Genomic DNA, 24,478 nt, shown 5'->3' on the forward strand with positions numbered 1-24,478 from the left:
CCTAGTGACAGGGTAGCTGCTCTAGTCCGCAGGATTTCTTCCAATAAAAGTAATTTAATTGTTTAATAAGGTAATAGAAAAGAAATGGAAATAGGAAAACCAAAAATAAACCCATTGAAATTACCATGTGAGTCCTAATTCATCGCAATAAACGGCTGCTTCAATAAAACAATTCTTCATATCAGCCTCACTATCCAATTCACCCAGAATATCATACACTGTCTTTTCTAACGCATCGATAGTTGTGTAAGGGACATAGATTATATACTCGTTAGCTATGATCTCCATTTTGTAATTATCCTTTAGGAACTGTTCGATACTTTCTCTAACCTTCCCTTTGCCACGTACAAATTTATTGTTATTTTCTATTCGCAGCCCCATTCTTATTTTTGCAGTGTTTTCTAGATCTTTGCCTTGCCGTGTTGTTCGTATGTAACGATACAATGTTGCTTGACTTATTCCGGTCATTTCTACAATCTCGCTAATACTGTATTCCTTAGAGTGATATAAATTTAGAGCTTTATTTATCTGTTTTTCTTTCACTTTTGGACGGCCACCATTTCTTCCTCTGGATCTTGCACTCTCTAACCCCTCTTTTGTTCGTTGAGCAATTAGGTCTCTTTCGAATTGGCTGAATGCTTGAAATACAGTAAGCATAAGTTTACCTTGTGGTGTATTCGTATCAAAATTCTCTTTTATGCTAATCAATTTAACATCTTTATTTTCAAAGTACTCAACTAACTCTATCAAATCTTTTGTACTTCGACCTAATCTTGAAAAACTCTCTACAACGATTGAATCTCCGGGTCTAACTTTATCCTTTAATCGAATAAGTTCCGGTCTGTTCGTTTTTGTACCCGACATTTTTTCTGTTAATATTTCGGTACAGTTGTATTCGCTTAACAAATCCAGTTGTCGAATCAAGTCTTGTTGCTTGGTACTAACCCTTGCATATCCATAAGTGTATTGCATCATGGTCCCCCCTTTTGTTAGTGATAATCTTATCATTAAAGGGTGTTATTGTTAATTTGTTTTTGATAATAGTTTTGATAACGAGTGAATAAGGTTATTGTGACCAAAAAGTTTAGGAATTTAAGTTTATCAAATACATTCGTTTTTGATAATAAGTTTTCTTTTATATGCTTATTCCAGAAAAGGGCCATTTAATGGAGGAAGAACCTGTTTGGAAATGTTTGAAATACCAATATGAATGACTTTGAATCTTATATAATAGAAATATTTTTTATTGGGATTACTTGGGTGTTATTATGGAGCTTGGTAAAAGTCAGAAAGAAAAAATTCAATTAACAGGAGTAATTCTTGAATAACCCTTAGATTAAAACAACTTTATTGTTATACTTTTTGCAATGAAGTATTTTACATCAAATTTTAACAACTTTTTTAACCTCGTACTGAAACCATTTAGAAATTATGACAATAAAAAAGTGTCTAAAGAAAATATAACCCCGATTAAAGAATTAAATGATGGTTTTCTAGGTAGGTTTCTAAATAATGCAAATCTCTATACACTCTAAGTATGTGAATCGAAAGCTGATAAGAATTTACTATGTTTCTAGATTTTCCACTGTGATTTGTGGAGATGGTTTTCTGTCATTCTTTTTGTATAAATGGTACTAAATTCTTTTTCATATCGTCATGAATCTCTCAAATTTGGTTCCTTTCTTTTTCAGCTCTTGCCAATTCCTAATTTCTCATAATAAAAAATGGTACTATATCTCCATTAAAGAGTTATTATCCTTCATGGTATGTCCGCACCCCTAGCCAGAAACGAATAAAAATTTATTCGTTTCTTCCTCTAATTCCTTTTCTTTCTTTGGTTAATTAAATTTCTTTTTACATACCCAATATGTAGTTTCCAAGATGAAGTTGTGTGGAAATTATGGAGATTATTTTTTTTCGTAAATAAGATGATAATATGCTAATAAGAGGTGATTATTTTATGACAAAAATTCTAGTAGTAGATGATGAAAAGGTATTTCTTGAAGTGTTAGAAGCTTATTTTGAAAAGGAAAGTTGGGGAATTTCTTTTGCTACCAATGGAATCGAAGCTTTAAAAAAAGTGAAGGATGAGAGTCCTGACCTTATTGTGTTAGATTTGATGTTACCTGATATTTCAGGTGAAGAGGTGTGTAGGTTAGTGAGAAAAGAAAGTGATATCCCCATTATTATGCTTACCGCAAAGTCAGCTGAGGCTGATTTGATTAATGGAATTGTCATTGGTGCTGATGACTATGTGACAAAACCATTTAGTCCAAGAGAAGTGGTTGTAAGAGTAAAAGCCTTATTAAGAAGAACACAAAAGATGGAGAATGTAAATCAAATCAGTTTTAATAACCATAAACTTATGATTGATCATGTGAAAAAGGAAGTAAAGTTTAATGGTGACATACTCGCGCTAACCCCAAATGAATTTAAGCTATTAATTACGATGGCAAGATATCCGGGAAGAGTCTATAGTAGGGCTGATTTATTAGAAAAAATTCAAGAAGATGGTGTCTATTTTGAAGGATACGAAAGAAGTATTGATACACATATAAAAAATTTGCGAAAAAAAATTGAAACCGATTCTCGTCACCCTGAATTTATCATTACTGTGTTCGGAATGGGCTATAAGTTTGGGGGAGAAAAAGATGAATCTAACACTTAGGTCAAGGATTTTAATCTATCTTTTGATTGTTTCTTTGAGTGGCATTTTCATTACAAGTTTTACCATCTTTTTTGGGGTTGAAAATCAATTTACCGATTATCTCAAAAAAAATAGAGATGAAAGTATCGAATCAATAAAAAAGGATGCACTGCAACAATTTAATGAGACAGGAGAATTAATTAATCAAAATTTGAGTTTTAAGATGCATGAACAAGCAATGACTGAAAATTTATTCTATAGACTTTATGATACTAATGGGAACTTACTGATTGATACAACCTCAGTACGTTCCATGATGGGAATGATGGAAGGTAATCATACCTCACTAGATCCTAATGATTATCAATCAACTTCCTATCAATTAAAAATCAATAATAAATTAGTCGGCAAATTGACGGTATTTTATCCTGAAGAATTAATAGGTAAGGATTCTGACTTTTTGAAGTCTATTAAAAGAAACATTTACCTTGCGGTATTGGTTACAGTCATATTATCGTTCTTATTTAGTTTATTATTTTCTAAACGACTAACAACCGGGTTTAAAAAACTGATCAATGCGATTATTGAGTTACGTAATCATCAATGGCGAACTAGAGTACCTATTGATGAATTGACAGAAGAAATGAAGCCTTTAGGGGAGTCCTTTAATCAGCTTGCAGAATCTTTAGCAAAACAGGAATCGCTTCGAAAACAATTTACATCTAACTTTGCTCATGAACTTAGAACGCCACTTGCAACATTAAGAAGTCATATTGAAGCTTTTCAAGATGGTATTTGGGAACCAAATTCGAAAAGATTAGATCAATGTCATGAGGAACTAATGCGGCTAGTTCGCCTAGTTAATGAGTTAGAAAAATTAATGGCCGCAGAAAATCCTCAGATTAGATTGGATAAAACAAAGTTAGAAACTGGAAGACTATTATCTTTTATAAACGACCAATTCAGTCCATTGTTTATGAAAAAAGGTGTTGAATTAAGGATTCAACACCCCGATAAGCAGCATTGGTTCTTAGGTGATCGTGATAAAATCATTCAAATTTTAACTAATATAGTCAATAATGCCCTTCAATATACATCGAAAGGAAAACAAGTATCGATTTATATAGAGGAAAAAAATGATCAAATTAGTTTTATTATTAAAGATGAAGGAGTTGGAATTAGTGAGGATGATCTCCCGTTCTTATTTGAAAGATTTTATCGGGGTGATAAATCACGTGATCGGAAAACAGGGGGCATTGGGATTGGGTTATCTATCGTAAAGGCACTTGTAGAAGCCCATCATGGCGAAATAAAGATCGATAGTCAATTAAATGTGGGAACAACTGTAGAGGTAAAGATTCCAAAGCAGTAAGGGATTAAGTCACTTGACTTAATCCTTTTTTGATTAGGAAAAAAAGTTAACTTTCATCCACATAAGTTCTTCATACCTTACTCATAAGTTCTTTACAAGTGTTGATTATGATAAGAGCAAGTAAAGAAAGCAACATGAAACTTTACAAGAAAAAATTAGGAGGCGATAGATGTTCAGTGTTCCGGTTAACAACCTATTAATTATGAGAAAACTTTCTCCATAACTTTCACATAAATTCCTCATAAATTCTACATTCTTGAGCTGTAAGATAAAAATAGGAAAGGAGAGATAAAACAATGATGGGATTAGGTCATGGTTTTGGAATGTTCGGAATGGGAGGTGGATCGATTATGATGATTTTAGTCGTTTTGCTAATTGGTTACCTTTTCTATTTGGGAATAAACAATCAAAAAATAGGTACACAAGATGGAAACCAGCAAGTAACAAGTTCAAACGCACTAGAAATTGCTAAGTCTAGACTTGCTCAAGGTGAAATTTCTTTTGAAGAATTTGAGCAAATCAAGAAAAATATTTTATAAGAATAACTATTTTAAAAAATATAACTATTAAAAGGAGATTGAATAGATATGAATATTATTAATGGAATTCTAGCAGCATCATTAGCTTTTACTGGAGGAACAGGTTTAGCCTTATTTTCAGATAAAGATACTCCAAATCAAAATACAGTGATTCAAGAACAAAGTGGTAATTATGATCAAATGGTTGAATTGATGGAATCAGGCGATGTTGGAAGTATGCAAAAATACATGGAAGAAGGAAATATGAATGTTGACGAGATGCAAAAGTTCATGGAAGAAGGAAATATGAACTTTGGTCAAATGAAACCATATATGAGTGAAATGCATCCTAATTTAAATAATCAACAACTCGAAGAAATGTACAAGGGAATGCACGGAACGGGTGGTTCTTCTCAAAGCAGCAACTTTAGAGAAATGGGAAATTTATAATTTTCATTTCAAGCAGGTCGATAATGACCTGCTTCCCCAAAAATATGAATATTGGAGGAAACTAAGATATGTTTTTATTCCTACTTTTGGCTGTTGGTTTTTATCTGTATAAAACGGGAGAACTACAGAAATTATTTAATCAAATTCAACCGAAAGAAACGAACAGCTCAAACGAACTAAAAGAGGTTATTGATTATAGATATGCATCCGGTCAAATCTCAACGGAAGAATACAATAAACTAAAAGAATTGTTATAAGATAAATCAACTAAATACACACAGGAAAGGAGAAACTAAAATGATGAATGGGGGACATATGGGATCCTTTGGAGGTAGTAATGGAGGATTTTACGGTTATAATGGAATGCCATCAGGGTTTAACTCGTTTGACATGATGTTTAATGGGTCTTTTATGACTATTTTAATGTTTATTCTGATCGGGGTGGTTCTATTTTTACTACTCAGAAATCAAAAACAACAAACTAGAGTTTCATCAATTAAAATGAATAATACTACAGTCATTGAGGCAGAAGAGGTTGCAAAGTTACGCTATGCCCGTGGTGAGATTTCACATGATGAATTTCAATCCATTCTACAAACGATTAAAAAGTAAGAGGTGAAATGAGTGTTAAACGCAACCTTATCCATTATAATCTTTTATTATCTTGTGAAGACAGGTGATCTATTCAAATTAATAAAAATAGCCAAAAACCTTGTTCTTGACTTCCTAATTGTCTTTAAAAAAGAAAAACAAAATAACAAAGGCTACAATAATCCTTTAGAGGTTTTAAAGCTCCGTTATGTCCGGGGAGAAATTGACAAAGGAGAATATGAACAAATTGTAAAGAATTTATAATATACAAAGTACAATAGAGTAAGGATTGATGGAGATTCATTGATTATTGGTTGAATTCTCCAAGTATTTAACTTGATAAACCCAACTTGATACTATTAAATGTGGCGACCAAATAAAAGGTTGCCACATTTAATTTAAGAAGCCATTTTTCTACAAACTTCTGCACATTTACGGCAGGATTCTGCACATTTTCTACAATGCTCGGCATGTCCATGTTGTTCACAAATTTTTCCGCAAGCATCACATATTTCAGCACAGAATTGGCAAATTTGTTTTGCTAAAGGACTGTCAGATTGCATTGCTTGTGCTGCTAATGCACAAATAACAGCACACTCTCTGTTATAACGAATACATTCCGCCATCATTTTTACATCATCTTCTTTTAAACAGGCATCATAACAACCATTACATGCCTCCATACATTCAAGACATGCCTTGATACACTCTTCATAGGTCATTTGCATATCAAAATTCCTCCTTACATTTAATACGGTATTATCATCTCCTTAAAAAGCAAAAATATGAAATGATTTTATAAATCATAAATTTAAATGCTGTCATATGGTTGTTGAATATTCCTGCTTCTGCTTCAAGTACTCTGAAAAACATCCTCAAAAGTTTAATCAATATTAAATGAACTAAATGATCTCATTCAACTTTAAATTGACCCATCATTCCAGCATCTTCATGTTCAAGAATATGACAATGATACATAAATACACCAGAATGATTAAAGGTTGCAATGGCTCTAACTTTTTCTCCCGGATAAACGAGAATGGTGTCTTTCCATCCTGTTTCGTTTTTAGGCGGTGGATTTCCATCACGATCTAGAATTTGAAATTGTACGCCATGAGCGTGAAAAGGATGAGCCATTCCACCCATCATCCCCATCCCACTATCATTTGAAATTTCCCATATCTCCGTATCATGTAGACTCACTTGTTCATCTATTCGATCCATATCCATTTGCTTTCCATTGATGTTTACACTGGGTCCCATTCCCTGAAAAACAAATTGTCTTGTTTTTACTGCACTATCAGGGTTTATTTTTTCAATGGTAGTTAACTTTTCTGGAATGGTATATTCTTTTGGACTTTCACTTTTTATAACAAACTTCATAAACTCTGATCCTTGATTCAATAATTGAACCGTTTCTCCTTTTTTAAAATCTGAAAAATCAACAAGGATTTCTGCTCTTTCTGCAGGGCCAAGAACGATATTGTTCATTTCTGACGGCTTTTCAAGGAACCCGCCATCACTAGCAATTTGATAGAAGGTTTGGTTATTGCTGAGATTTAATTCATAAACGCTTGCATTGGAACCATTCAATAAACGAAGTCTAACCATACCCCTAGGTACTTCCAAAAATGGATTAACAGCTCCATTCACAAGCATTGTGTTTCCTTGTAGGCCGTTCATAACATCATGCATCCCTAACTCGTATTCAAAACTTCCGTCCGAATTAAACCTTTTATCTTGAATGATAAGTGGAACATCATTCACTCCATAGTCTTTCGGAATATCTAAACGATCAGAAACTTCATCCTCAATAAAGAATAAACCTGCTAATCCATTATAGACTTGTCTGCCAGTTTGTTGCTCAGGGTGGGGATGAAACCATAAAGTAGCTGCGGGCTGTTCTATCTTGAATTCTGGAGACCATGATTCTCCCGGTTGAATCCCTGAGTGTGGTCCGCCATCCTTGACGCCATCAACTTCAAGACCATGCCAGTGGATGGTTGTTATGTCACCTTCTAAATTATTTTTTACGTTTACAGATACCTCTTCACCATTACGAACCCGAATAACGGGGCCTAAATAATCGCCATTATACCCCATCGTCTTTGTTTCTTTTCCGGCAATAAACTCTTTTGTAGAGTTTTGGGCAGTTATTTGAAATTCTGCTTTATTTGGATCAGGGTTTTTATCTTTTAATAATGGCGGTATAGGGAGAGGGGATTCTTCTGTTTCAATAGATTGATTATCAGATGGCTGATTCATTGATAGATCCGGTAATTGACCGGGCATATCCTGACCTTGTACGAAAAAGAGAAAGAGTCCTCCCAAGACTATTATGATACCTGCAATGAAGATGCCGTAATTTGCTTTCATTAAATTTCCCTCCTTCATTTAGTAGTTTGAACTTAATTAGTATAATGCCGTACATAATATTTACTTTTTTAATAAAAATACTAAAAGAACATCTATTTATAAACTGTTTCGATTCTAGCTTTCCATAACAGATTTTTATTATCAGTATTATACGTAAAATTTGTTGTTTGTATCAGAAGTCACGATATAAAGGAGGAAAAATTAATGATGGGTTTGCCCGGAAACGGCATGATGGGCAGTTACTTTTGGGGTTTTGGACTTTTGGGATGGTTAATTAATCTGCTTGTCATAGGTGCTGTTGTCTATATTGCTGTTAAATTAGCATTAAAGAATAAAAAGGATTAAGGGTAAAAGGATTAAATAAAATATCCAAGACAACATTATTTCGAAAATAAAAACCAAATCAGGTGGAGGATTTTTATGGAATTCCATTATACAGTCATTACGAATAAAACGATTGATGAAGCTATATCATCAATTGAACAAAATTTAAAAGAAAATAAATTTGGAATCCTATGGCAGCTTGATTTAACTGCTACCCTACAGAAAAAAGGAGTACATAGTTATACTTCACCTTATCGAATACTTGAAGTTTGTAATCCCGTAGAAGCTGCAAGGGTTCTCGGCTATAATCCATTAGTTGGATATTTCTTGCCTTGTAAGATAACTGTCTATGAAAGTGAAGGGAAGACTAAAATTGGACTTCCAAAACCAACGGCTATGATTGGTTTGTTAAATGATCCCGAATTGAAATCCATTGCAGAGAATATTGAAGAAATACTCATCGATGTGTTAGAAAAAAGTAAATGAAAGGAAGTAAGAACAGGTTTGTGGAATGTTCGCAAACCTGTTTTTTGTTTTTAACATTTTTTCTGTTTTATGTGCTAATGAAGATCATGAATCAAAACAGGCTAATAGCTCGGTTTCATGTTATTTGTCCCATACATACGATACTACCGTAGAGCATTTACCCAATCAATCAAACAGGAGTAACCATGTACAATATGATTAGGATGGAAAATGTTTCACCAACCAATATATCACCTGCTGGAATGAAAGATGGAATGTCTATGGGAATGATGCACCCTTCAAATTTGCTTCACACGGTTCAACAATGCGCAGCAACATGTGATCATATGATTACCCACTTGCTCCATCATGAAGATATTCATGCTCGAAGATATCAACTGGAGTTATTACGTGATTGTGCTGATATCTGTCATTTAACAGCTAGTTGTATTGCCCGAAATAGCCGTATGAATAGAATGTTGGCCCATATTTGTGAAGTATGTGGAAACGAATGTGCCAAGTTCTCTGACCACCATTCACAACATTGTGCGCAAGTCTGCTTGCATTGTGCAAGGGAATGTCGTGTCTTCGCAATACAAGCATAATTTTTTGGTAATAAAATAGTTTAATATAATACTATAGTCGCAAAAATTACTAATTGGAGGAAAAACGACTAAAAAATCAACGACTTCTAAATATTACTTCACATAAGAAGTCTTTAGTTGAAGTCTATATATTACAGGAGTAAGCATAGAGGCTATTGTGGAGTGGCAATTTAAAAGGGCTACTCCTTCTTTTTTATTAGTTATGCAAGTAAAGGGGGCAAAAACGGAAGATCATTATTAATATTATCTTGAATTCAAATTTTCTGTTAAAGGGCGCTTTAACAGAACAAGCAGCTAAAGGGATCTTTCAACTAAAAGATCCCTTTTCATTGTTCCCCACTCTATTTATTATCAAGAAACTTAAAAATCGCGACGGAACTTAAAAATAATACTGGTATCCCTACAACAAAGTAAAGTATACCTTTAGGCATAAACATATCAAAAAAATATAAAAAAAGCACAACCCAAGCAAAAAGGACGATATATTTAATTTTTTTCATAATGATCACCCATCCAACCATAACTATAACAGAACCTAAATATATATACATAGCCTAGCCCCGCCTTCCAACAATCGAGCGCTTTTCTGAAGAATTGTGAACTTTTGGCAACCAGATATTCATTCAAAAACCGGCTAATATCTTTTCATCATGTTAGCTGTTTTTTTGTTACCGGTGAGAAAACTACGAAACTTTCAACTTAATAGGTATTCGCTGATCCATATTGAGTTGAAAGATTCCATAAGGATTCACATGGTTGTAGAATAAAGGTGTTAATCCTCTAAAATCTTCTGGAGTCATTTTCTTCAACCAATATTGGTTGTTGTCATAAAGCACCTCTTGTACCATTAAGGTATTCATATAGACTAAGCAATTTTGCAGCAATTGAAGCGATAAGGCAGCCACTTCTTGATCTTCTATAGAATTGGAACGCATTTCACTGTTTTTCCCATAAAAAATATAGGTATTGACAGAGTTCCATTGTTCCACTGTATTTAATCCTTGATGGATTTCTCTGCGAATCTCTTCATCATGTAAATAATCACATAAAAAGATCGTTTTAATCGCTTTCCCTAATTCACATAAAGCCTGGTAGGTTGGATGTTTTGTATCCCTAGTGAATCGCTTTAATATGGATTCAGCAGAAGCAGTACCTAACCTTAGTGCAGTTGCATACTTAATGATCTGTTCATACTGTTGCCGAATAAGATCCCAATTAATCGGTCTACTTAGAACCCGTTGCAGGTGAAGATATTCCTCATTCATGCCAGCTTCTGGACGATATAACTTTTGAGAACCAATATTTTTAAAGCGTGGCATCAGTTTAAAACCAAGAAGATGACAAAAAGCAAAAGCAACGACACTTTGTCCGTGTGTATCGACATAATTTCTGTCAACTTCCATGTCCGTACAGTGACGAAGAACCCCTTCCATCATAGCTGCAACTTCCGAAGAAAGACAGGTTTTTAGCTGTGAATAAATACATGCTGACTTTCGATCCGTATGCCAATAGATCATAACTCCATGTTTCTTATAACGAGGATGCCATTCTGAAAGCAGGTTCTGATCCCAAGATCCAAAATGTTTTGAATCGGAAGCACATGCAGTAGTAGCTTCTCCCCATACTTCTTTCATTCGATTGTAGATAATATGGTTGGTAACCTCTGCATTAGCTTTACGCAAATGATCTTTATGAATAAATTTTTGATGAATATATCGAAGTTCCCGATAACCATCTAGGTGGTTTCCAGCAGAAACAGCTTTCAAACCTGTATTCGTTCCTAACCCAAATAAACTTAGAAGGAGCCGTCGCTGGATGGTTTCTCGATCTAAAATCTCTCGATCGGCTGTAGTCTTAAAGTGCTTGGTAAACTTCGTATGAAAATCTGTTTCTTTTAATAAATCCAATAGATTGATATCAGACCAACGGTTTTTAATATCCTGTTTAATCCTCATCACATGTGGGGGTTCAATTTGCTTTTCAAGTGGAGTGACCCGAATCCACCCCTTGTTATTTCTTGTAGTAATCGCCACTTTTTCGTTACTTTGATCCTCTAACCCTTGATTCAGTAAATGGAGTTTATCTTTCATCAACTGTATAATATCTTCGATAAAAGGATCTACATCCAGTGGCGCTTTTAGTGCTTGAAAATATTCTTCCTTGTTCTCTTCAAAATCTTGGGGGAGATCTTCATCTGGGTTTCGATATCGATCAGCACCCTCAATCCAAATTTCTTTACACCGAAGTCGAGTGCGGAGCGATTGGATGACTGCAATTTCATAGTTAATTCGATTTACTCTTTCTATTCCTTTGCTGTCTGTCTCGACAATAACGTCTTTCCATTTCGGCTGAATTACACCTTCAATGGGAACTTCATCTCCAGCAGCAAAATAACGTTGCCCACTTTCTCCGTACTCTCGAATGAGTTGGATAGCCTTGATAATCGGCTGATGAAATTGATTATTTGAGCGAAAAGTAAGGTTGTTTAAAATTTTAGAAAGGGACTTCCGATAATGCCCTTGGTAAGAAGAGTGCATTTTTGTATAGACTTTTTCTTTGTACTCCCGGTTATTTTTTGTCATGTCCTTAATAATATCTCGAATCGTATCAGAGCTAACAATGGGGAATAGAGTATCTTGAATGACCCCTTCTGGGTGATCTACGGTTGCTTTTAATAAATTGATAATATGTTTATTTTTCCCTTGGACTTTTTCTAATTCTTCTACTGCTTCTTTTCGTGTTGTATTCTTGGCCTTATTTCCAAATTTAAGCGTAATTTCATCCAATAAATCAGCTAAATAATCAATGACTTCCTCATGACGATGCGAAAATAAAATGGCAAGAAGGGTATAGCGAATCGGTGCAGGGTGTGCACGCAATTCCGTTACGGTTTCTGTGGCTGCACGAAGTCGATATTTTTTCACTAGTTTAGGAGACACCTGCTTACATAAACCATCAGGGATTTGAAGATGTTGAATGGCTAATAGTTTTTTGATTTCCATTTCCATCGTACTTACACTTGGTTTGCCTGGAGAGGATAGTAACTGGCGAAATGTTAAATTGTCGTTGTTTTCTTCATCAGGAATTTCAGCTTCGAAAAAAACATTGGAACCTCCATCAGAATGGGATTCAAGAAATGCATCTAATCGTGAACAAGTCTTAGGAGAAAGTTGCTGATAGGTCATGTTATATAAATTCTTTTCAAAATGATCAATAGCAGATTCAATCATTCGCTTCAGGCTTCCTACTGAAGGAGGTTCAACTTTCCAAGTACGAAAGAGACTGTAGGATTGGTTTTTCAAATAGTCGGTATCATGTGTAAACTGGACCTGTTCTTCTAACCACTTTGCGAAAAGATGATTGTCATTTGCAGTAATCTCGCGAAATCCGAAAAGATTGCGTATTGCCTTTCGATGTTCTGTATAACTTCTTTCTTTTCCACCCCAACCATAGCTGTCGTAAAAGTCTTCAACCGATGCATCTACTTGATCAGCTAGATGTTGAACGACATCTTTAGGCACATCTTGCTTCTTGTTAGGAAACTGTGCTTCCTGTTGAAAATATTTAAGAAGGACAGCAAACCCTATACGGTTTGCACTTGTTTTCTTACTCAGCACTAAATGATTTTCATTTGGCAATAAACTAAAATGTTCATCGAGTTCTTTTTGATTCCAATTTCTCTTCAAGGGTTTCCCTCTTCTCGCTATGTCATTTTATAAACAGTATAAATTTCAACATAGACAGCTATCAACAATACTTCTCAAAATTATTATTTTTTTACTTTTATTGGAAGAAATCCCGCGGACTAGAGCAGCTACCCTGTCACTAGGCCTAATAGGAAATTTCCATTAGATAATGAATTACAATACATTACTGCCATTCGACAGATTAATATAGTAGGGTTATTATCAAATATATTAAGTAAAAGTTTCTTTAATAAGCAAATCACGTTTATTAGAGAAGAAATTTTAAATCTAAAAAAAACTAAAGATAAAGAATTTACTGCTTTAGTAGAACACTTCTCTACCTCCATCCATAGAAACGAAGAAAAAATATTTGAATGCATTAAGCAATTCACTGAGAAATTCAGGTTCATGATTCCCGTTTTTGGTATGGATTTTTATAAAGAAGCTTCTGAAAATGTATTAGATCAAAAAGGTATTACTACAGTATCCTTTGAGGATTTAAAGCAATTTTATGTAGATGTTTATGAGGTTATCACTGAAATGTTAGAGCTTATAGTAGCTTATAATAACCTAAAATATCGCGGTGATTTTTTACTAATGAAAGAAATAAGGAGCGATGTCGTTAGTTTAGACGACTATACAAATAAACTGAAATCTAAAGGTATTAAATTAAGCTTTATTGATGGAAATGAAGCATTCGATAATATTGTGTATCCTCATCTAAATAAGGAACTAAGAAATGCTATTGGACATAACACATATAAAATAGATATACAAAGTCAGCAGATCACGTATTTCCCGAAAGGTAAAGAGGGTAATGAACAACCTCCCGTTATTTCACTAAAAGACTTTACTCGAAGTTGTTGGGATATATTTCAGTCATTAATGAACCTTTCAGAATTAGTTTACCAAACAAGAAGCTTTTACTACTTGGAACAGGGTCTTTATCCTGCACTTGAAAATATATATCAAGAAAATATTCCAGTAAAGAACAAAAAGAAGAAACCAAATAGTAAACGCATAAATGAAAAGCAAAAAAGAAAGTCACGAAAGAAAAATAGAAAATAAAAATAGTGAAATTGTCATTTTTTAAAATGATGAAGTAACTTATATTTTAAAATTAAAGCTAAACAAACATAACCCCGTCTTGTCGGGGTTATGTTTGTTTAGCTTTTCAAGATTAAAAAACTTTTTTTCCCCTCCAAAAACTTGTAAATCGATAAAGCTACAGTCCTATTTGAAATACTTTTACTATAAGGTAGATAGCCCCGATAATTAGAGAAATTCCAAGTATAGTATAAGCTGCACGTTTAAAGAAAACAGCTGCCACAATTGCAGCAAGTATCCAGAAGATAACTTTACCAATTAGTTCTATTTTGAATATTGAAATTATTACTAATGCAGTAATAATAGTAATAGTAATAATCTTACTAAGACTACTTTTTTGCTTTATCGTGTTTTCCATATTTCATACCTCCATTTTATTATTAATTGTATCAGTTTTTCTGAAACAATTTTAGTTGTTCGTTTATCTTCTTCCACTACCGTTCAAAACTTAATTTGGGTATTATTATCTTATTATTTTCTAAATTTATTAGATTATATAAATAGAATATTACTTAATTACTATTTTTACTATCCGGCTAACTATATTAATCTATAATTCAATTATACCATATTAAGGATTAGATAAACATATAGCATAGTTAAATGATTATTAAGTTATATTTCACAAATATATAAGGGATGATATAATAATTAAGTATAAATAATAAGGAGAATTAATATGTCCCAAAATGAAGATTTAAAAAAAGAGGAAGCCATTGAGAAAGTATTATTACGTCCTGAAGCAGAAGAGTTTCTTGAAATGACCAAAGCTAACTTTCAATTTGCATTAACCAATGGAAAGATACCTGTAATGAAGAAAGTAACTTTAGGGAAGGGGAATACCCACACTTATCTCTTCTGGAAACCTGATTTAGAGGAATTTAAAAAGGCTAGAGATTTATATAAGCGTAAGTAGTTCTTTTGCGATATAATATGGAAAAATCAAGAAGGGAAGTAAGGTATGAGTATTTCCTTTATATCCAATAACAGAATGTATGAATTACTTTTAAATTGGACTCGTGTACTACGCAATTATGATAGAGGAAAGAGTATGTTCTTTAAAGTTCAGGCAGCACAAGAGCAATTTGCCTATTTTCACAATGATCAATTAGGGATGCTTTATCATGCTAATATAGCACTACATGAACACTTATTCGGAAGTACTTCTTTAAGAGATAAAGCTTTACAAAAAGCGGCAGCGTTATTGAGCAGTAAGAACATTACTTCAGAACAGAAGTATTTCTACTTTATGGCACAATGTAATATTGAATATACTAAGGGGAAATATGAGAATTCCTTAGAGTGGATTATTCAAGCTGAAGTATATTTAAGTAGTATAAAAGATGAATTGGAGTTATCTGCATTTTATTACCGATTAGCTTCAGTATATTATTATACTGAAGAAACAGTAAAATCTATTCGGAGTATCGAAAAATGTATCAATCTTTATGAAACTAATGTTTATGTGAATATGGAGTCACCAAGTAACAAGATAGCAGAGTACAAGCTGATTCAGGCTCTAAATTTAATTGATTTAAAGCAGCATGTTGAAGCTGAAGAACTATTATTAGAAGCTCTTTCAATTGCTAAAAAGTTAGATGACCAGAAGTTAATAGCACTCTCATATCACAACCTGGCTTTTTTATACAGTGACCAATGCCAAAGTACTACAGCCTTAAAATACATAAGGAAAGCATTAGAGTTGCAAGAATATCATTTGGATCAAGCTAAACTAAGGTTTCTTTTTACTAAGGAATTATTGATGAATGGAAGCATTGAGGAAGCTAAAAATCATTGCTATAGAGGACTAGCGGAAACAATTGAAAATGATAATATGATTTATCACTATAAATACGTAATTTTAAATGAATTATATCTTCAGGACCAAGCAGACGATGAAACGCTTCAATCCGCCATCACTTATTTTACAGAAAAAGAACGATGGATTGACCAAGAAGAATATGCTGATTTAATAGCATCTTATCATAATGAAAGACAAGATTTTGAAAAGGCTAGTAAGTACTTTTATTTTTCACTTCAAGCAAGACATAAAATTAAAAAAAGGATGGACTAAAACCATCATAGAGATACTAAACAGCTGCCACTTCGGCAGCTGCTTTTATTTGGACAAGACCATTTCCCTTGCTTTTTCCATTAATTCAACTATGGCTTGATAGGCCTCATCTGTAGAGATTAGTTCGTTTTGAAGCCTGTTATTTTCTTCATCTAGTTCTTTTATTTTTTCTAATAAACCTGCTTGTTCTTCATATATTTTGGATTTATTATAAATGTCTTTAATAAACGCTAGTATTTGCTCAAAATCATCACCACTTTTAATAGGGGATTGCTCTGACTCTTGAATTGTTATTACACTTGTCTCAATATTAACACCTTTTTTTAGTTGTTTTCTATGTTCTTTAGCTGTCTTAATAGCCGATTCGTGCTGTTTACGGACAGCTGAGTTCCAGCGAAAGCCACAAGCTGCACTAGTTCTTGTTAATTGTTTTCCGACTTCTTCAAATGCCTGAAGCTGTGTCCTACCATCTTTAATAAACTGAATAACTGTTTCTGCCAACAATAAGTCTTCGTCTTTTGTCCAGCCATTTTGTCTTGTAGACATATAGAAAAAACCTCCTACTCTTTTCCATAATATATGCTTTATATGAAAAAAGAAAGTCCACGAGAAACAAGTACAGAGATAGAAAAAATGTTGAATTTAGCACATTTTAAAATAAAAAGTATATATAATTGTGATAGCATTATTTATATTAATATAAATTGAAGGATGGATTACAATGGTAAGATTACATGAATTTATAGGTAAAGAATATTCATTGCTTTTAGATTTCCCTTTATATAGCAAAATTAAAATTGAAACATCTATTGTAGAAGATGAGGAAGCTGAACCTTATTATGATAATGACGGTGAGATCGCAGGTAATTGGAATATAACTCATTTTATGGAAAACATTGATATTCAAGCTTTAAAAGGTATTTTTTCAAATGATAAATTAAATGATTTTCATTTTTGTCCTTTTTGCAACAAAGAAGTTCCAATAGTTTATAAAAGCACTAAAGAAGTTCCAGAAAGTGTTAAATCTTCTTATTTAATCTCGGATGGTAATATTCGTAGCCAAGAACAATATGAGGAGAACATTGATTATGCTAAAAGGGCAACTAAAGAAAATGTTAAAATACTAAGAGAGTCATTTTTTGAAAATGGCATACTAACACTTGAATTAAACTGTACTGCAAAAGAGCAACATAAATTCAATGTTATTTTTATGCTTGATGAAAAAGGACATTTAACGAAGATTGGGCAAAATCCTTCAATAAGAGAGTTTGATAATTCAACCAAAAGATATAAATCAATAATGAAGGGTAAGCAGAACAAACTTATTATGACCGAACTAAGCACTTCAGTAGGTTTGAAATCTCATGGGGTTGGTGTTGGTTCTTATGTCTATCTTCGGAGAATATTCGAAAATTTGATTTTTGATCAATTTGAGATTTATTTAAATGAAAATCCATCTGCTAATAAAGACGAATTCTTAATAATGCGTATGAACGAAAAGATTGAATTTCTAAAAGATTATTTACCTCAATTCTTAGTAAATAACAAGGTGCTATACGGGATTTTAAGTCAAGGAATTCATGAATTATCTGATCAAGATTGTTTGGATAATTATGATACAGTTTATGCTGCTATTGTTTATATCTTAGAACAAAAACTAGAAATTGACGAAATAAATAATAGGAAAAAATTACTTGAGAAGGATATTCAAAAAATCGCAAGTAAATAAAAAAGAGGATTGCAGAAGCAATTCTTTTTTTATTTTGGAAGCAAATTCAGAATTCAAATTAAATTTTTCCTTAAAATAAAATGACCCACCTTGGTCCGCGTTAACAAAGGTTAAGAGGCGTGGTGGGTTCTGTTAGATTAACCATATTTGCTATTTATAATAATGTCAAGAAAACGAATTTATTTTCCTGTTCAATTAAAAGGATATATTGAGAAATTATTAATCAAACTTCCATATATAACCCATTCCCCAAACTGTAATTAAATACTTATCAACAGGGAAACCAGAATCTCTAATTTTATCTCTAATATTACGAATATAAGAACGGAGCGTTTGAGCACTTATTTTGTGATCTTCCCAAATATTATCTATTAAAAAATCAGTGGACAAAACTTTGTTATCATTTTTTATCAGCATTTCTAAAATCTTTATCTCTATTTGACTTAGTGGAATTATTTTCTCTCTGTAATGTACTTTCCGTTTTTTTATATTTAATTCTAAGTTATTGTAAGTAAATATATCATTTGTTAATTTATTCTTATGCCTCAATAATGAGTTGATTCTGGCAATTAGCTCGTCCTCATATATTGGTTCAAATAAACAAACGTCTGCCCCACTTTTTAAAATATTAACAAGTGAATAATTTATATTGCTACTTATTACCATGATAAAAGCAGGAGAAATTTTATTAATACTTATACAAATTGATTCCACTGTTATGGATAAATGTTCATCATATATTAAAACAATATCAATTAATGGAGAATAAATGTAATTTGGAATTTCTTCAATATTTATCGGTCCGATACAATTATATCCATTTCTTGTTAATAGAGTATTCCACTTTTCTTCAATACTTGCTCCAATTAACAAAATGTTATTCATTAAAACTCTCCTATTCTAACTTGAATTAGGTTTTAAATAGGATTATATAAGTGAAGTATGTAGAAATTTTGCAGATTAGGCATAAAAAGTTTGCACTTTTTATGCAGTTTATTTATTAAATCCATGGGAATAATATTCTTGTATAAATTAATAGGAGGGAAAAGAATGAATATGAACTACGAAGAATGTATTAAAGCGTGTTTGGAATGTATGAAAGCATGTAATTCTTGTTTTGATGCTTGTTTAAATGAAGAAGATATTAAAATGATGGCTCGTTGTATTAGATTAGATCGAGAGTGTGCGGATATCTGTAGTTTAGCCGCAAAAGCAATGCAGTCTAATAGCCCATTAGTAAAGGAAATATGTTTGTTATGTGCGGATATCTGTGAAAAGTGTGGGGAAGAATGTAAAAAGCACAGTCATCATGAACATTGTCTCCAATGCGCAGAATCTTGCTTTAAATGTGCAGAATTCTGTAGAAAAATGGTTTCTTAATAAAATGTAAAAAATCCTATAAGTTATATATACAAGTATAACTTATAGGATTATGATTTAGTTTGATATCTTATCTAATACAGAAATATTAACTCCAAACTTACACATAGCTTCACAGTCTTCTCTTAAATCCGAGAATAGAATATAAGAAATTTTACACATACTGTCATGTTGGAAGGATGGTCTTAATAATTGTGCTTTAATTTCTTTTTTTCTTTTATTCGGAGCAATTAAATAAAATCTGGACTTATCATTGTTAAAGGACATAGACAAATCCTGTAGGCGTAAAATTCCAGAGTATATAGACGTGGACTTTTCTACTTCAAATGCACCTATAACTTTATTTTCACCATTAAGCCATAGAACATCGATAAAAGAAATCGTTTCACTAACAGCACTTGAAATTGTTTCTAAGTTTAAATGGGGAATAGAAAAGTTGCCTAATTTATATCCTTTCCATTCTCTTTTATGGTCATTTTTTGCTATCCACACATTATAACCAAGAGTCGTCCCTATTTTAGCTAAATAATATTGCATTTCAGTATGTTCATTCTCTTCGGCTAATTCCTTTTGAATTTCTTCATGTCTTTTTTTTAGCTTTTTATTAACTTTATCTATATCCTGTAATAGTAGAGTGTGGTTTTCTTGAATAACTTGTCTGCCAGAACCTATCTCATATAGTAATCCTGCTAGTGCACCTAAATCTTTTGATAGGACTAGGTTATGGTTATTATTATACTCCATCATAATTTCGCGCATCGTTAAATAATCTTCCCATGATCCTAATTTAATTTTTTGTTTGAATATCATATTAAAACCTTTAACAATGCTAGTGTTGAAAGGCGGGAAAATAGTAGGGTGAAGAAAATATAAAATATTACCTACTGCAGGACCTAGTCCTTTTATATTTTTTTCTTGAAGTTTCATAATATTATAGATTAATTGTTTTTCTTGATTATAGAGCAATGTTTCCTTTAAAAATTGACCAAAGGCTTTTTTATTATCTTCATTTTCATAAATATCAGGTATTCTTAACTTTGGCTTCCAATAAAAAGCATGAGCTGCGCCCTCAAAGATTTGCTTTTGTTCCGCAATTGCTGAAATAGCTACCTCAAGGGATGAACCCTTAAAATCACAAGGAAATGTGTTATTCTCTATTTCCTTAATAACTACTTTTATAGCATTTTTTATCGTACGAAATGCCTTTAGTCTATCGTTGTTATTTATAAACCAGGTTTGGTAAACAGATTCTGGGTCATTTTTATATTCATCGATTGCTTTAAGTAAAGTAAAAGTCATAATATAACTCCTTTATAAATAAAAATTTAGACTCTTTGATTGAATCCTCAAATGGTTAACAAATTTGTTTTCGGTAATTCTTAGCATTAAAGGCTAATAAAAGCTTTTCATGAAACTGTACCTATTTTAAATTCCATAGTGTAAATGGGACATTAATAAACATATAATATATGTAACATTATGTGGTGAAAAAGTCTTTTAAACATTTCCAAAAAACCTAATTAATTAAGAGGTGTGGGTCAAATATGTGCTTAACAAACAATTTTGTTGAAGAACAGGCTTATAAAGTAAGTAAAACGATAAAAGAAAGTTCCATATATAAATTTGACCGAGTAATCTACTCAAATAACAACATAGATGTCTTCCTAGATTCTAATTGGGATGAAAAGTCCCTTATTACCAATGTTGTCTTGAAAGATAACTACGATCAAGAATACGTAATAAAGCCAAATCAAAATGGAATGAAATTTGCAAAAGGAGAAATTTCCTTTAAGAAATATACAAAGCTACAAAGGAAAGAAGATACACAAGGAATTTGGGCTTTTATTTTTTCAGTCGTTCCATTATTGCTCTTATTTAGTATTATAAGAATGTTCCTGATTTAAGATATATTAAATTTCTGCATATTTTTTGCATTTTTTCTTTGTAAAATAGGGGAAAATAAAATAGGAAGGAGCAGAAACAGTCAATATACCAATAAATATTTTTCATCTTTTTATGAGGAACATCTAATTGTTGAACAAGAAAAAAAGGAGAATTCAAATGAAGAAAAAAACTTTCATGAAAAGCAGTCTAATCTTAACACTATTGGTCTTATTATTAGCTGCTTGTTCAAACAATAACAACGAAAATAGCTCAAACAAAAGTGAAGAGGGAATGGATATGTCTTCTCATGATATGGAAGGCATGGATATGTCGGGTTCAGGAGAAGTTCCTGAGGGTCTAAAAGTCGCTGAAAAGCCTAAATATGAGGTTGGAAGTAATGCAATAATCAATGCAGACCATATGAAAGGTATGGATGGAGCAGAAGCGACAATCGTAGGTGCTTACGATACAATTGTTTACACAATTTCATATACTCCAACAACAGGTGGAGAAAAAGTAACAAATCATAAATGGGTAATTCAAGAGGAAATTGAAGACGCTGGAGATGAAGCAATTGAGCCAGGTACAGAAGTTATAGTCAACGCAGACCATATGGAAGGCATGAAGGGGGCAAAGGCTACAATCGATTCAGCAGAAAAAACAACGGTTTATATGGTAGATTATACCCCAACCACAGGTGGAGAAAAAGTAACGAACCACCAATGGATTACGGAAAGTGAATTATCTCCAGTAGAATAATAAAAAAGGCTATCTTTTGGTAGCCTTTTTTACATTTATAATAATGTGGGAGTTGGAAAATATGAGCGTTGAAAAGATAAAAATTGCAGTCAACGGTGGTATCCAGTTTGGAGCTAAATTAAATGCAAAACAATTAGCGCTTTTGGCTAAATATTTAGATGAGGATCAAGAGGTAGAATTAACTACCTTTCAACAAATATACTTGGAGGTTCCCCAAAGTAATGCTACTGAAATTATGCAGGAATTTAGACTGAGTGGATTAAGTTGTTATCCTGTAGGTAATTATGTAAAAAGCTTACGTACATGTAATTTTTGTAAAGGGTCTGAGGAAGAAGGGATGCCTATAGCACAGGAATTGAACAGAATAATTGCAGGGAGAGAGGTACCATTTACCTTAAAAGCTGCATATACTGGTTGTCCTGTTGGTTGTGGTGAACCATTAGTTAACGATATAGGAATAATGAAAATAAAAGATACTTACTCCCTCTATATAGGAGGTAAAGCAACTGGAAAAGATGCAGAAATAGGAACATTATTAATGAAGGAACTTTCACCAGAGGAACTATATAGAAAGGTTGAGGAAATATTAGAATTATATATTAATGAAGGAAAGAAAAGAGAAAAGTTTTATAAATTTGTTAACCGAATTGGAATAGATCAGATCAAGGAACGTCTTTGATAGAAAAGGTAATAGAGCGACTCTATTACCTTTTTTATATTTTTCTAGTTTACTTAATGTTATAGATTAAAAGATATTAAGGTATAAAAGTAATTAATATAGGACACTATGAAACTAAAGGGGGATATTTTATGAAGAAAACAATTATCTATATAACTGCTTCTGTCCTTTTAATTTCTTTATTTTTTTATTTTAATTATAAGGTTTCTGGAAAAGAGGATAAATTATTAAAAACCATAGTTAATCTTCAATCAATTAATGCTGATATTTCTCAATGGTCTATCTACACGAAAAAAGAAAAGAAGAGTAATACTTCATTAAATATATATTATCAAAGAGAATCTGAATTAAAGAAAAAATATCAACAGTTTAATTGGGAAGTTGAGAAAGATAAAAATCATCATATTAAGTTAACTGGTACATTAAAAGACCAAAATATCCAGCAGTTAATTACCTTAACTGCATATAATGAAAATGATAAATATAACATTTTAGAAACTTATAGTTATAAAAGCACAGATTGGAATAAAGAGGAATACCAAAATGTTTTGAAATCACTAGATGAGAAAGAAAACTACTTTTTTACTGTTAAGGCTTTAGTAAGAAAGAAAGAAAATATTAAACAAATTTCAACGCTACTTTTGAAAAAATTTACAGCAAACTCTATTGAAAAATTAGTTGAAGATGATTTTGTTTCAATTACTGCTTATAACAAGTCGTGGAAGGATTATTTATCTAGTAATAAAAAAAACAAATTTAACATTCAATTTGGTATAAGGACAAATAAAGAGCTTCAAGACACTTATAATTTAACAATTGGAAGCCCTATTATAACAGAAGAATATTGAAACTTTTAAAAATGGCTACCATAATGAGTAGCCATTTTTTATATAATCTTTAAAATACCTGTCTCTTTGAATGTGCAGAAAACATGCAGACTACTGATGAAACTATTACATATAAATATGTAGATACCACTATCAAATAGGGAGGTCAAATTATGATACGAATATTAAATGGTTATCTACTAGCTATTATTATTGTCATGTATTTTAGTATTTTCCTAATAAATTATCTGAAATCAGATATAAAACTTTCATCAGACATTGTTTCTGTTTCTACTAAGCAACTAGATGCAGATATTCTTTCTTCTTTATTTGAAATTGGACAGTTTCAACTATCAGATGTTAACGAAGAAATTAAAAAACCATCTATTTTAAACGGCGTAGTTTGGCTTACTTCAAATATTTGGCCTGAAGATATAAGGACTTTTTTAGGAAGAGAATTAGTAGGATTTTCGCAATTTAATACTGAGATAGCTATCGCAGGGAAAGGGACTAATCTAGCAACGCTACCAATAGAGTCTCCGCCTCCTAATGAGGATATTCTTACAAATGAAAATAATAGCAGTTCCAATGAAGACAAAATAGAATCTCCAAAGAACGAAGCTTCTAATAAAAATGTTGTATATATATACCATTCTCATAGTTGGGAAGCATTTTTACCACAACTTTCAGGTATTACAGATCCAAATCAGGCGTCTAGTTTGGACGAAAAGAAAAATGTAATCCAAGTGGGTACCCAATTGCAAAATGAATTATTAGAGAGGGGGATAGGAGCTGAACATAGTACTACCAATGTAACAGCAGAACTTAAAAAAAAGGGTTGGAGTTACGCTCAATCCTATAGTTTAACAAGAGAAATCGTCCAAGAAGCTACTACTAAGGAAAAGTCTTTAGTTTATCTTATTGATATACATAGGGATTCACAGGCAAGAAAGATTACTACGTTAGAGTTTAATGGTATTGAATATGCAAGATTATTCTTTGTAG

28 protein-coding genes are annotated in these 24,478 nt (G+C 32.3%); 20 read left to right on the top strand and 8 right to left on the bottom strand.

What is annotated here, in order from left to right; genetic code table 11:
* Positions 1-120 precede the first annotated feature (120 nt).
* Positions 121-975: a recombinase family protein gene (locus NiCM35_RS26095; RefSeq protein ID WP_082138441.1), complete on the bottom strand. Its 855-nt coding sequence runs from the start codon at positions 973-975 to the stop codon at positions 121-123.
* 985 nt (positions 976-1,960) lie between these two features.
* Between NiCM35_RS26095 and NiCM35_RS26100 the strand changes: the two genes are divergently transcribed.
* The 7 genes from NiCM35_RS26100 (at position 1,961) to NiCM35_RS26130 (ending at position 5,842) form a co-directional block, all read left to right on the top strand.
* Complete coding sequence (locus NiCM35_RS26100) at positions 1,961-2,668, top strand: response regulator transcription factor (protein WP_016204470.1); 708 nt, start codon at positions 1,961-1,963, stop codon at positions 2,666-2,668.
* On the top strand, positions 2,652-4,019 hold the full coding sequence (locus NiCM35_RS26105; RefSeq protein WP_047944567.1) for a sensor histidine kinase: 1,368 nt from the start codon (positions 2,652-2,654) through the stop codon (positions 4,017-4,019). The genes NiCM35_RS26100 and NiCM35_RS26105 overlap by 17 nt, the downstream gene beginning before the upstream one ends.
* 296 nt (positions 4,020-4,315) lie before the next feature.
* Entirely contained in the window at positions 4,316-4,558 is a 243-nt protein-coding gene (locus NiCM35_RS26110; protein WP_016204467.1) for an SHOCT domain-containing protein, read from the top strand.
* A 48-nt stretch (positions 4,559-4,606) separates the two neighbouring features.
* Positions 4,607-4,987 carry a hypothetical protein gene (locus NiCM35_RS26115; RefSeq protein ID WP_016204466.1) on the top strand — a complete coding sequence of 127 codons (381 nt, stop codon included), beginning with the start codon at positions 4,607-4,609 and terminating at the stop codon, positions 4,985-4,987.
* Between the two features lie 68 nt (positions 4,988-5,055).
* A complete protein-coding gene (locus NiCM35_RS26120) occupies positions 5,056-5,244 on the top strand; it encodes an SHOCT domain-containing protein (protein WP_016204465.1) in 189 nt (62 codons plus the stop codon).
* Between the two features lie 40 nt (positions 5,245-5,284).
* Positions 5,285-5,599, top strand: coding sequence for an SHOCT domain-containing protein (locus NiCM35_RS26125; protein WP_016204464.1), 315 nt, complete (start codon positions 5,285-5,287; stop codon positions 5,597-5,599).
* A 12-nt stretch (positions 5,600-5,611) separates the two neighbouring features.
* Positions 5,612-5,842 carry an SHOCT domain-containing protein gene (locus NiCM35_RS26130; protein WP_016204463.1) on the top strand — a complete coding sequence of 77 codons (231 nt, stop codon included), beginning with the start codon at positions 5,612-5,614 and terminating at the stop codon, positions 5,840-5,842.
* A gap of 134 nt (positions 5,843-5,976) precedes the next feature.
* On the opposite strand, the gene NiCM35_RS26135 is transcribed toward NiCM35_RS26130, so the two are convergent.
* Both NiCM35_RS26135 and NiCM35_RS26140 read right to left on the bottom strand, forming a co-directional pair.
* Complete coding sequence (locus NiCM35_RS26135; RefSeq protein WP_016204462.1) at positions 5,977-6,306, bottom strand: four-helix bundle copper-binding protein; 330 nt, start codon at positions 6,304-6,306, stop codon at positions 5,977-5,979.
* Positions 6,307-6,490: 184 nt separating this feature from the next.
* Positions 6,491-7,954: a multicopper oxidase family protein gene (locus NiCM35_RS26140; protein ID WP_016204461.1), complete on the bottom strand. Its 1,464-nt coding sequence runs from the start codon at positions 7,952-7,954 to the stop codon at positions 6,491-6,493.
* Positions 7,955-8,158: 204 nt separating this feature from the next.
* Here NiCM35_RS26140 and NiCM35_RS26145 point away from each other — a divergent pair, with 204 nt between their 5' ends.
* The 3 genes from NiCM35_RS26145 (at position 8,159) to NiCM35_RS26155 (ending at position 9,348) form a co-directional block, all read left to right on the top strand.
* Positions 8,159-8,299, top strand: a complete 141-nt coding sequence (locus NiCM35_RS26145) for an SHOCT domain-containing protein (RefSeq protein ID WP_156827861.1) — start codon at positions 8,159-8,161, stop codon at positions 8,297-8,299.
* 75 nt (positions 8,300-8,374) lie between these two features.
* Entirely contained in the window at positions 8,375-8,764 is a 390-nt protein-coding gene (locus NiCM35_RS26150) for a DUF302 domain-containing protein (RefSeq protein WP_016204460.1), read from the top strand.
* Between the two features lie 185 nt (positions 8,765-8,949).
* Positions 8,950-9,348: a four-helix bundle copper-binding protein gene (locus NiCM35_RS26155; protein ID WP_016204459.1), complete on the top strand. Its 399-nt coding sequence runs from the start codon at positions 8,950-8,952 to the stop codon at positions 9,346-9,348.
* Between the two features lie 683 nt (positions 9,349-10,031).
* Here NiCM35_RS26155 and NiCM35_RS26160 read toward each other — a convergent pair.
* Complete coding sequence (locus tag NiCM35_RS26160; RefSeq protein WP_016204457.1) at positions 10,032-13,034, bottom strand: Tn3 family transposase; 3,003 nt, start codon at positions 13,032-13,034, stop codon at positions 10,032-10,034.
* A gap of 408 nt (positions 13,035-13,442) precedes the next feature.
* Between NiCM35_RS26160 and NiCM35_RS26165 the strand changes: the two genes are divergently transcribed.
* The gene (locus NiCM35_RS26165; RefSeq protein WP_053215802.1) at positions 13,443-14,102 is read left to right on the top strand and encodes a hypothetical protein; all 660 of its coding nucleotides are present in this window, start codon (positions 13,443-13,445) and stop codon (positions 14,100-14,102) included.
* A 157-nt stretch (positions 14,103-14,259) separates the two neighbouring features.
* Here NiCM35_RS26165 and NiCM35_RS26170 read toward each other — a convergent pair whose 3' ends face one another.
* Positions 14,260-14,499, bottom strand: coding sequence for a hypothetical protein (locus NiCM35_RS26170; RefSeq protein ID WP_016204455.1), 240 nt, complete (start codon positions 14,497-14,499; stop codon positions 14,260-14,262).
* A gap of 321 nt (positions 14,500-14,820) precedes the next feature.
* Here NiCM35_RS26170 and NiCM35_RS26175 point away from each other — a divergent pair, with 321 nt between their 5' ends.
* Both NiCM35_RS26175 and NiCM35_RS26180 read left to right on the top strand, forming a co-directional pair.
* Positions 14,821-15,057: a hypothetical protein gene (locus NiCM35_RS26175; RefSeq protein WP_016204454.1), complete on the top strand. Its 237-nt coding sequence runs from the start codon at positions 14,821-14,823 to the stop codon at positions 15,055-15,057.
* Between the two features lie 45 nt (positions 15,058-15,102).
* Positions 15,103-16,215, top strand: coding sequence for a tetratricopeptide repeat protein (locus tag NiCM35_RS26180; protein ID WP_016204453.1), 1,113 nt, complete (start codon positions 15,103-15,105; stop codon positions 16,213-16,215).
* A gap of 45 nt (positions 16,216-16,260) precedes the next feature.
* Here the strand turns inward: NiCM35_RS26180 and NiCM35_RS26185 are convergent, their stop codons facing one another.
* On the bottom strand, positions 16,261-16,761 hold the full coding sequence (locus tag NiCM35_RS26185) for an RsfA family transcriptional regulator (RefSeq protein WP_016204452.1): 501 nt from the start codon (positions 16,759-16,761) through the stop codon (positions 16,261-16,263).
* A 175-nt stretch (positions 16,762-16,936) separates the two neighbouring features.
* Between NiCM35_RS26185 and NiCM35_RS26190 the strand changes: the two genes are divergently transcribed.
* Entirely contained in the window at positions 16,937-17,944 is a 1,008-nt protein-coding gene (locus tag NiCM35_RS26190; RefSeq protein ID WP_053215803.1) for a hypothetical protein, read from the top strand.
* Between the two features lie 219 nt (positions 17,945-18,163).
* On the opposite strand, the gene NiCM35_RS26195 is transcribed toward NiCM35_RS26190, so the two are convergent.
* A complete protein-coding gene (locus tag NiCM35_RS26195; protein WP_016204450.1) occupies positions 18,164-18,829 on the bottom strand; it encodes a winged helix-turn-helix transcriptional regulator in 666 nt (221 codons plus the stop codon).
* 165 nt (positions 18,830-18,994) lie between these two features.
* Here NiCM35_RS26195 and NiCM35_RS26200 point away from each other — a divergent pair, with 165 nt between their 5' ends.
* Positions 18,995-19,324 (top strand): four-helix bundle copper-binding protein, encoded by a 330-nt coding sequence (locus tag NiCM35_RS26200; protein ID WP_016204449.1) that lies wholly within the window; start codon positions 18,995-18,997, stop codon positions 19,322-19,324.
* A 57-nt stretch (positions 19,325-19,381) separates the two neighbouring features.
* On the opposite strand, the gene NiCM35_RS26205 is transcribed toward NiCM35_RS26200, so the two are convergent.
* Entirely contained in the window at positions 19,382-20,623 is a 1,242-nt protein-coding gene (locus NiCM35_RS26205) for a type II restriction enzyme NmeDI-related protein (RefSeq protein WP_016204448.1), read from the bottom strand.
* A gap of 245 nt (positions 20,624-20,868) precedes the next feature.
* Between NiCM35_RS26205 and NiCM35_RS26210 the strand changes: the two genes are divergently transcribed.
* The 5 genes from NiCM35_RS26210 to NiCM35_RS26230 all read left to right on the top strand — a co-directional run.
* A complete protein-coding gene (locus tag NiCM35_RS26210) occupies positions 20,869-21,228 on the top strand; it encodes a hypothetical protein (RefSeq protein ID WP_016204447.1) in 360 nt (119 codons plus the stop codon).
* Between the two features lie 157 nt (positions 21,229-21,385).
* The gene (locus tag NiCM35_RS26215; protein WP_031539950.1) at positions 21,386-21,967 is read left to right on the top strand and encodes a YdhK family protein; all 582 of its coding nucleotides are present in this window, start codon (positions 21,386-21,388) and stop codon (positions 21,965-21,967) included.
* Between the two features lie 61 nt (positions 21,968-22,028).
* Positions 22,029-22,646, top strand: coding sequence for an NAD(P)/FAD-dependent oxidoreductase (locus tag NiCM35_RS26220; protein WP_016204445.1), 618 nt, complete (start codon positions 22,029-22,031; stop codon positions 22,644-22,646).
* A gap of 131 nt (positions 22,647-22,777) precedes the next feature.
* The gene (locus NiCM35_RS26225) at positions 22,778-23,494 is read left to right on the top strand and encodes a YwmB family TATA-box binding protein (RefSeq protein ID WP_016204444.1); all 717 of its coding nucleotides are present in this window, start codon (positions 22,778-22,780) and stop codon (positions 23,492-23,494) included.
* Between the two features lie 152 nt (positions 23,495-23,646).
* The coding region (locus NiCM35_RS26230; protein ID WP_047944576.1) for a stage II sporulation protein P at positions 23,647-24,478 on the top strand (832 nt) is incomplete at its 3' end.

The organism is Niallia sp. M35 (genome assembly GCF_050971705.1).
Taxonomy (GTDB): domain Bacteria; phylum Bacillota; class Bacilli; order Bacillales; family Cytobacillaceae; genus Niallia; species Niallia circulans_A.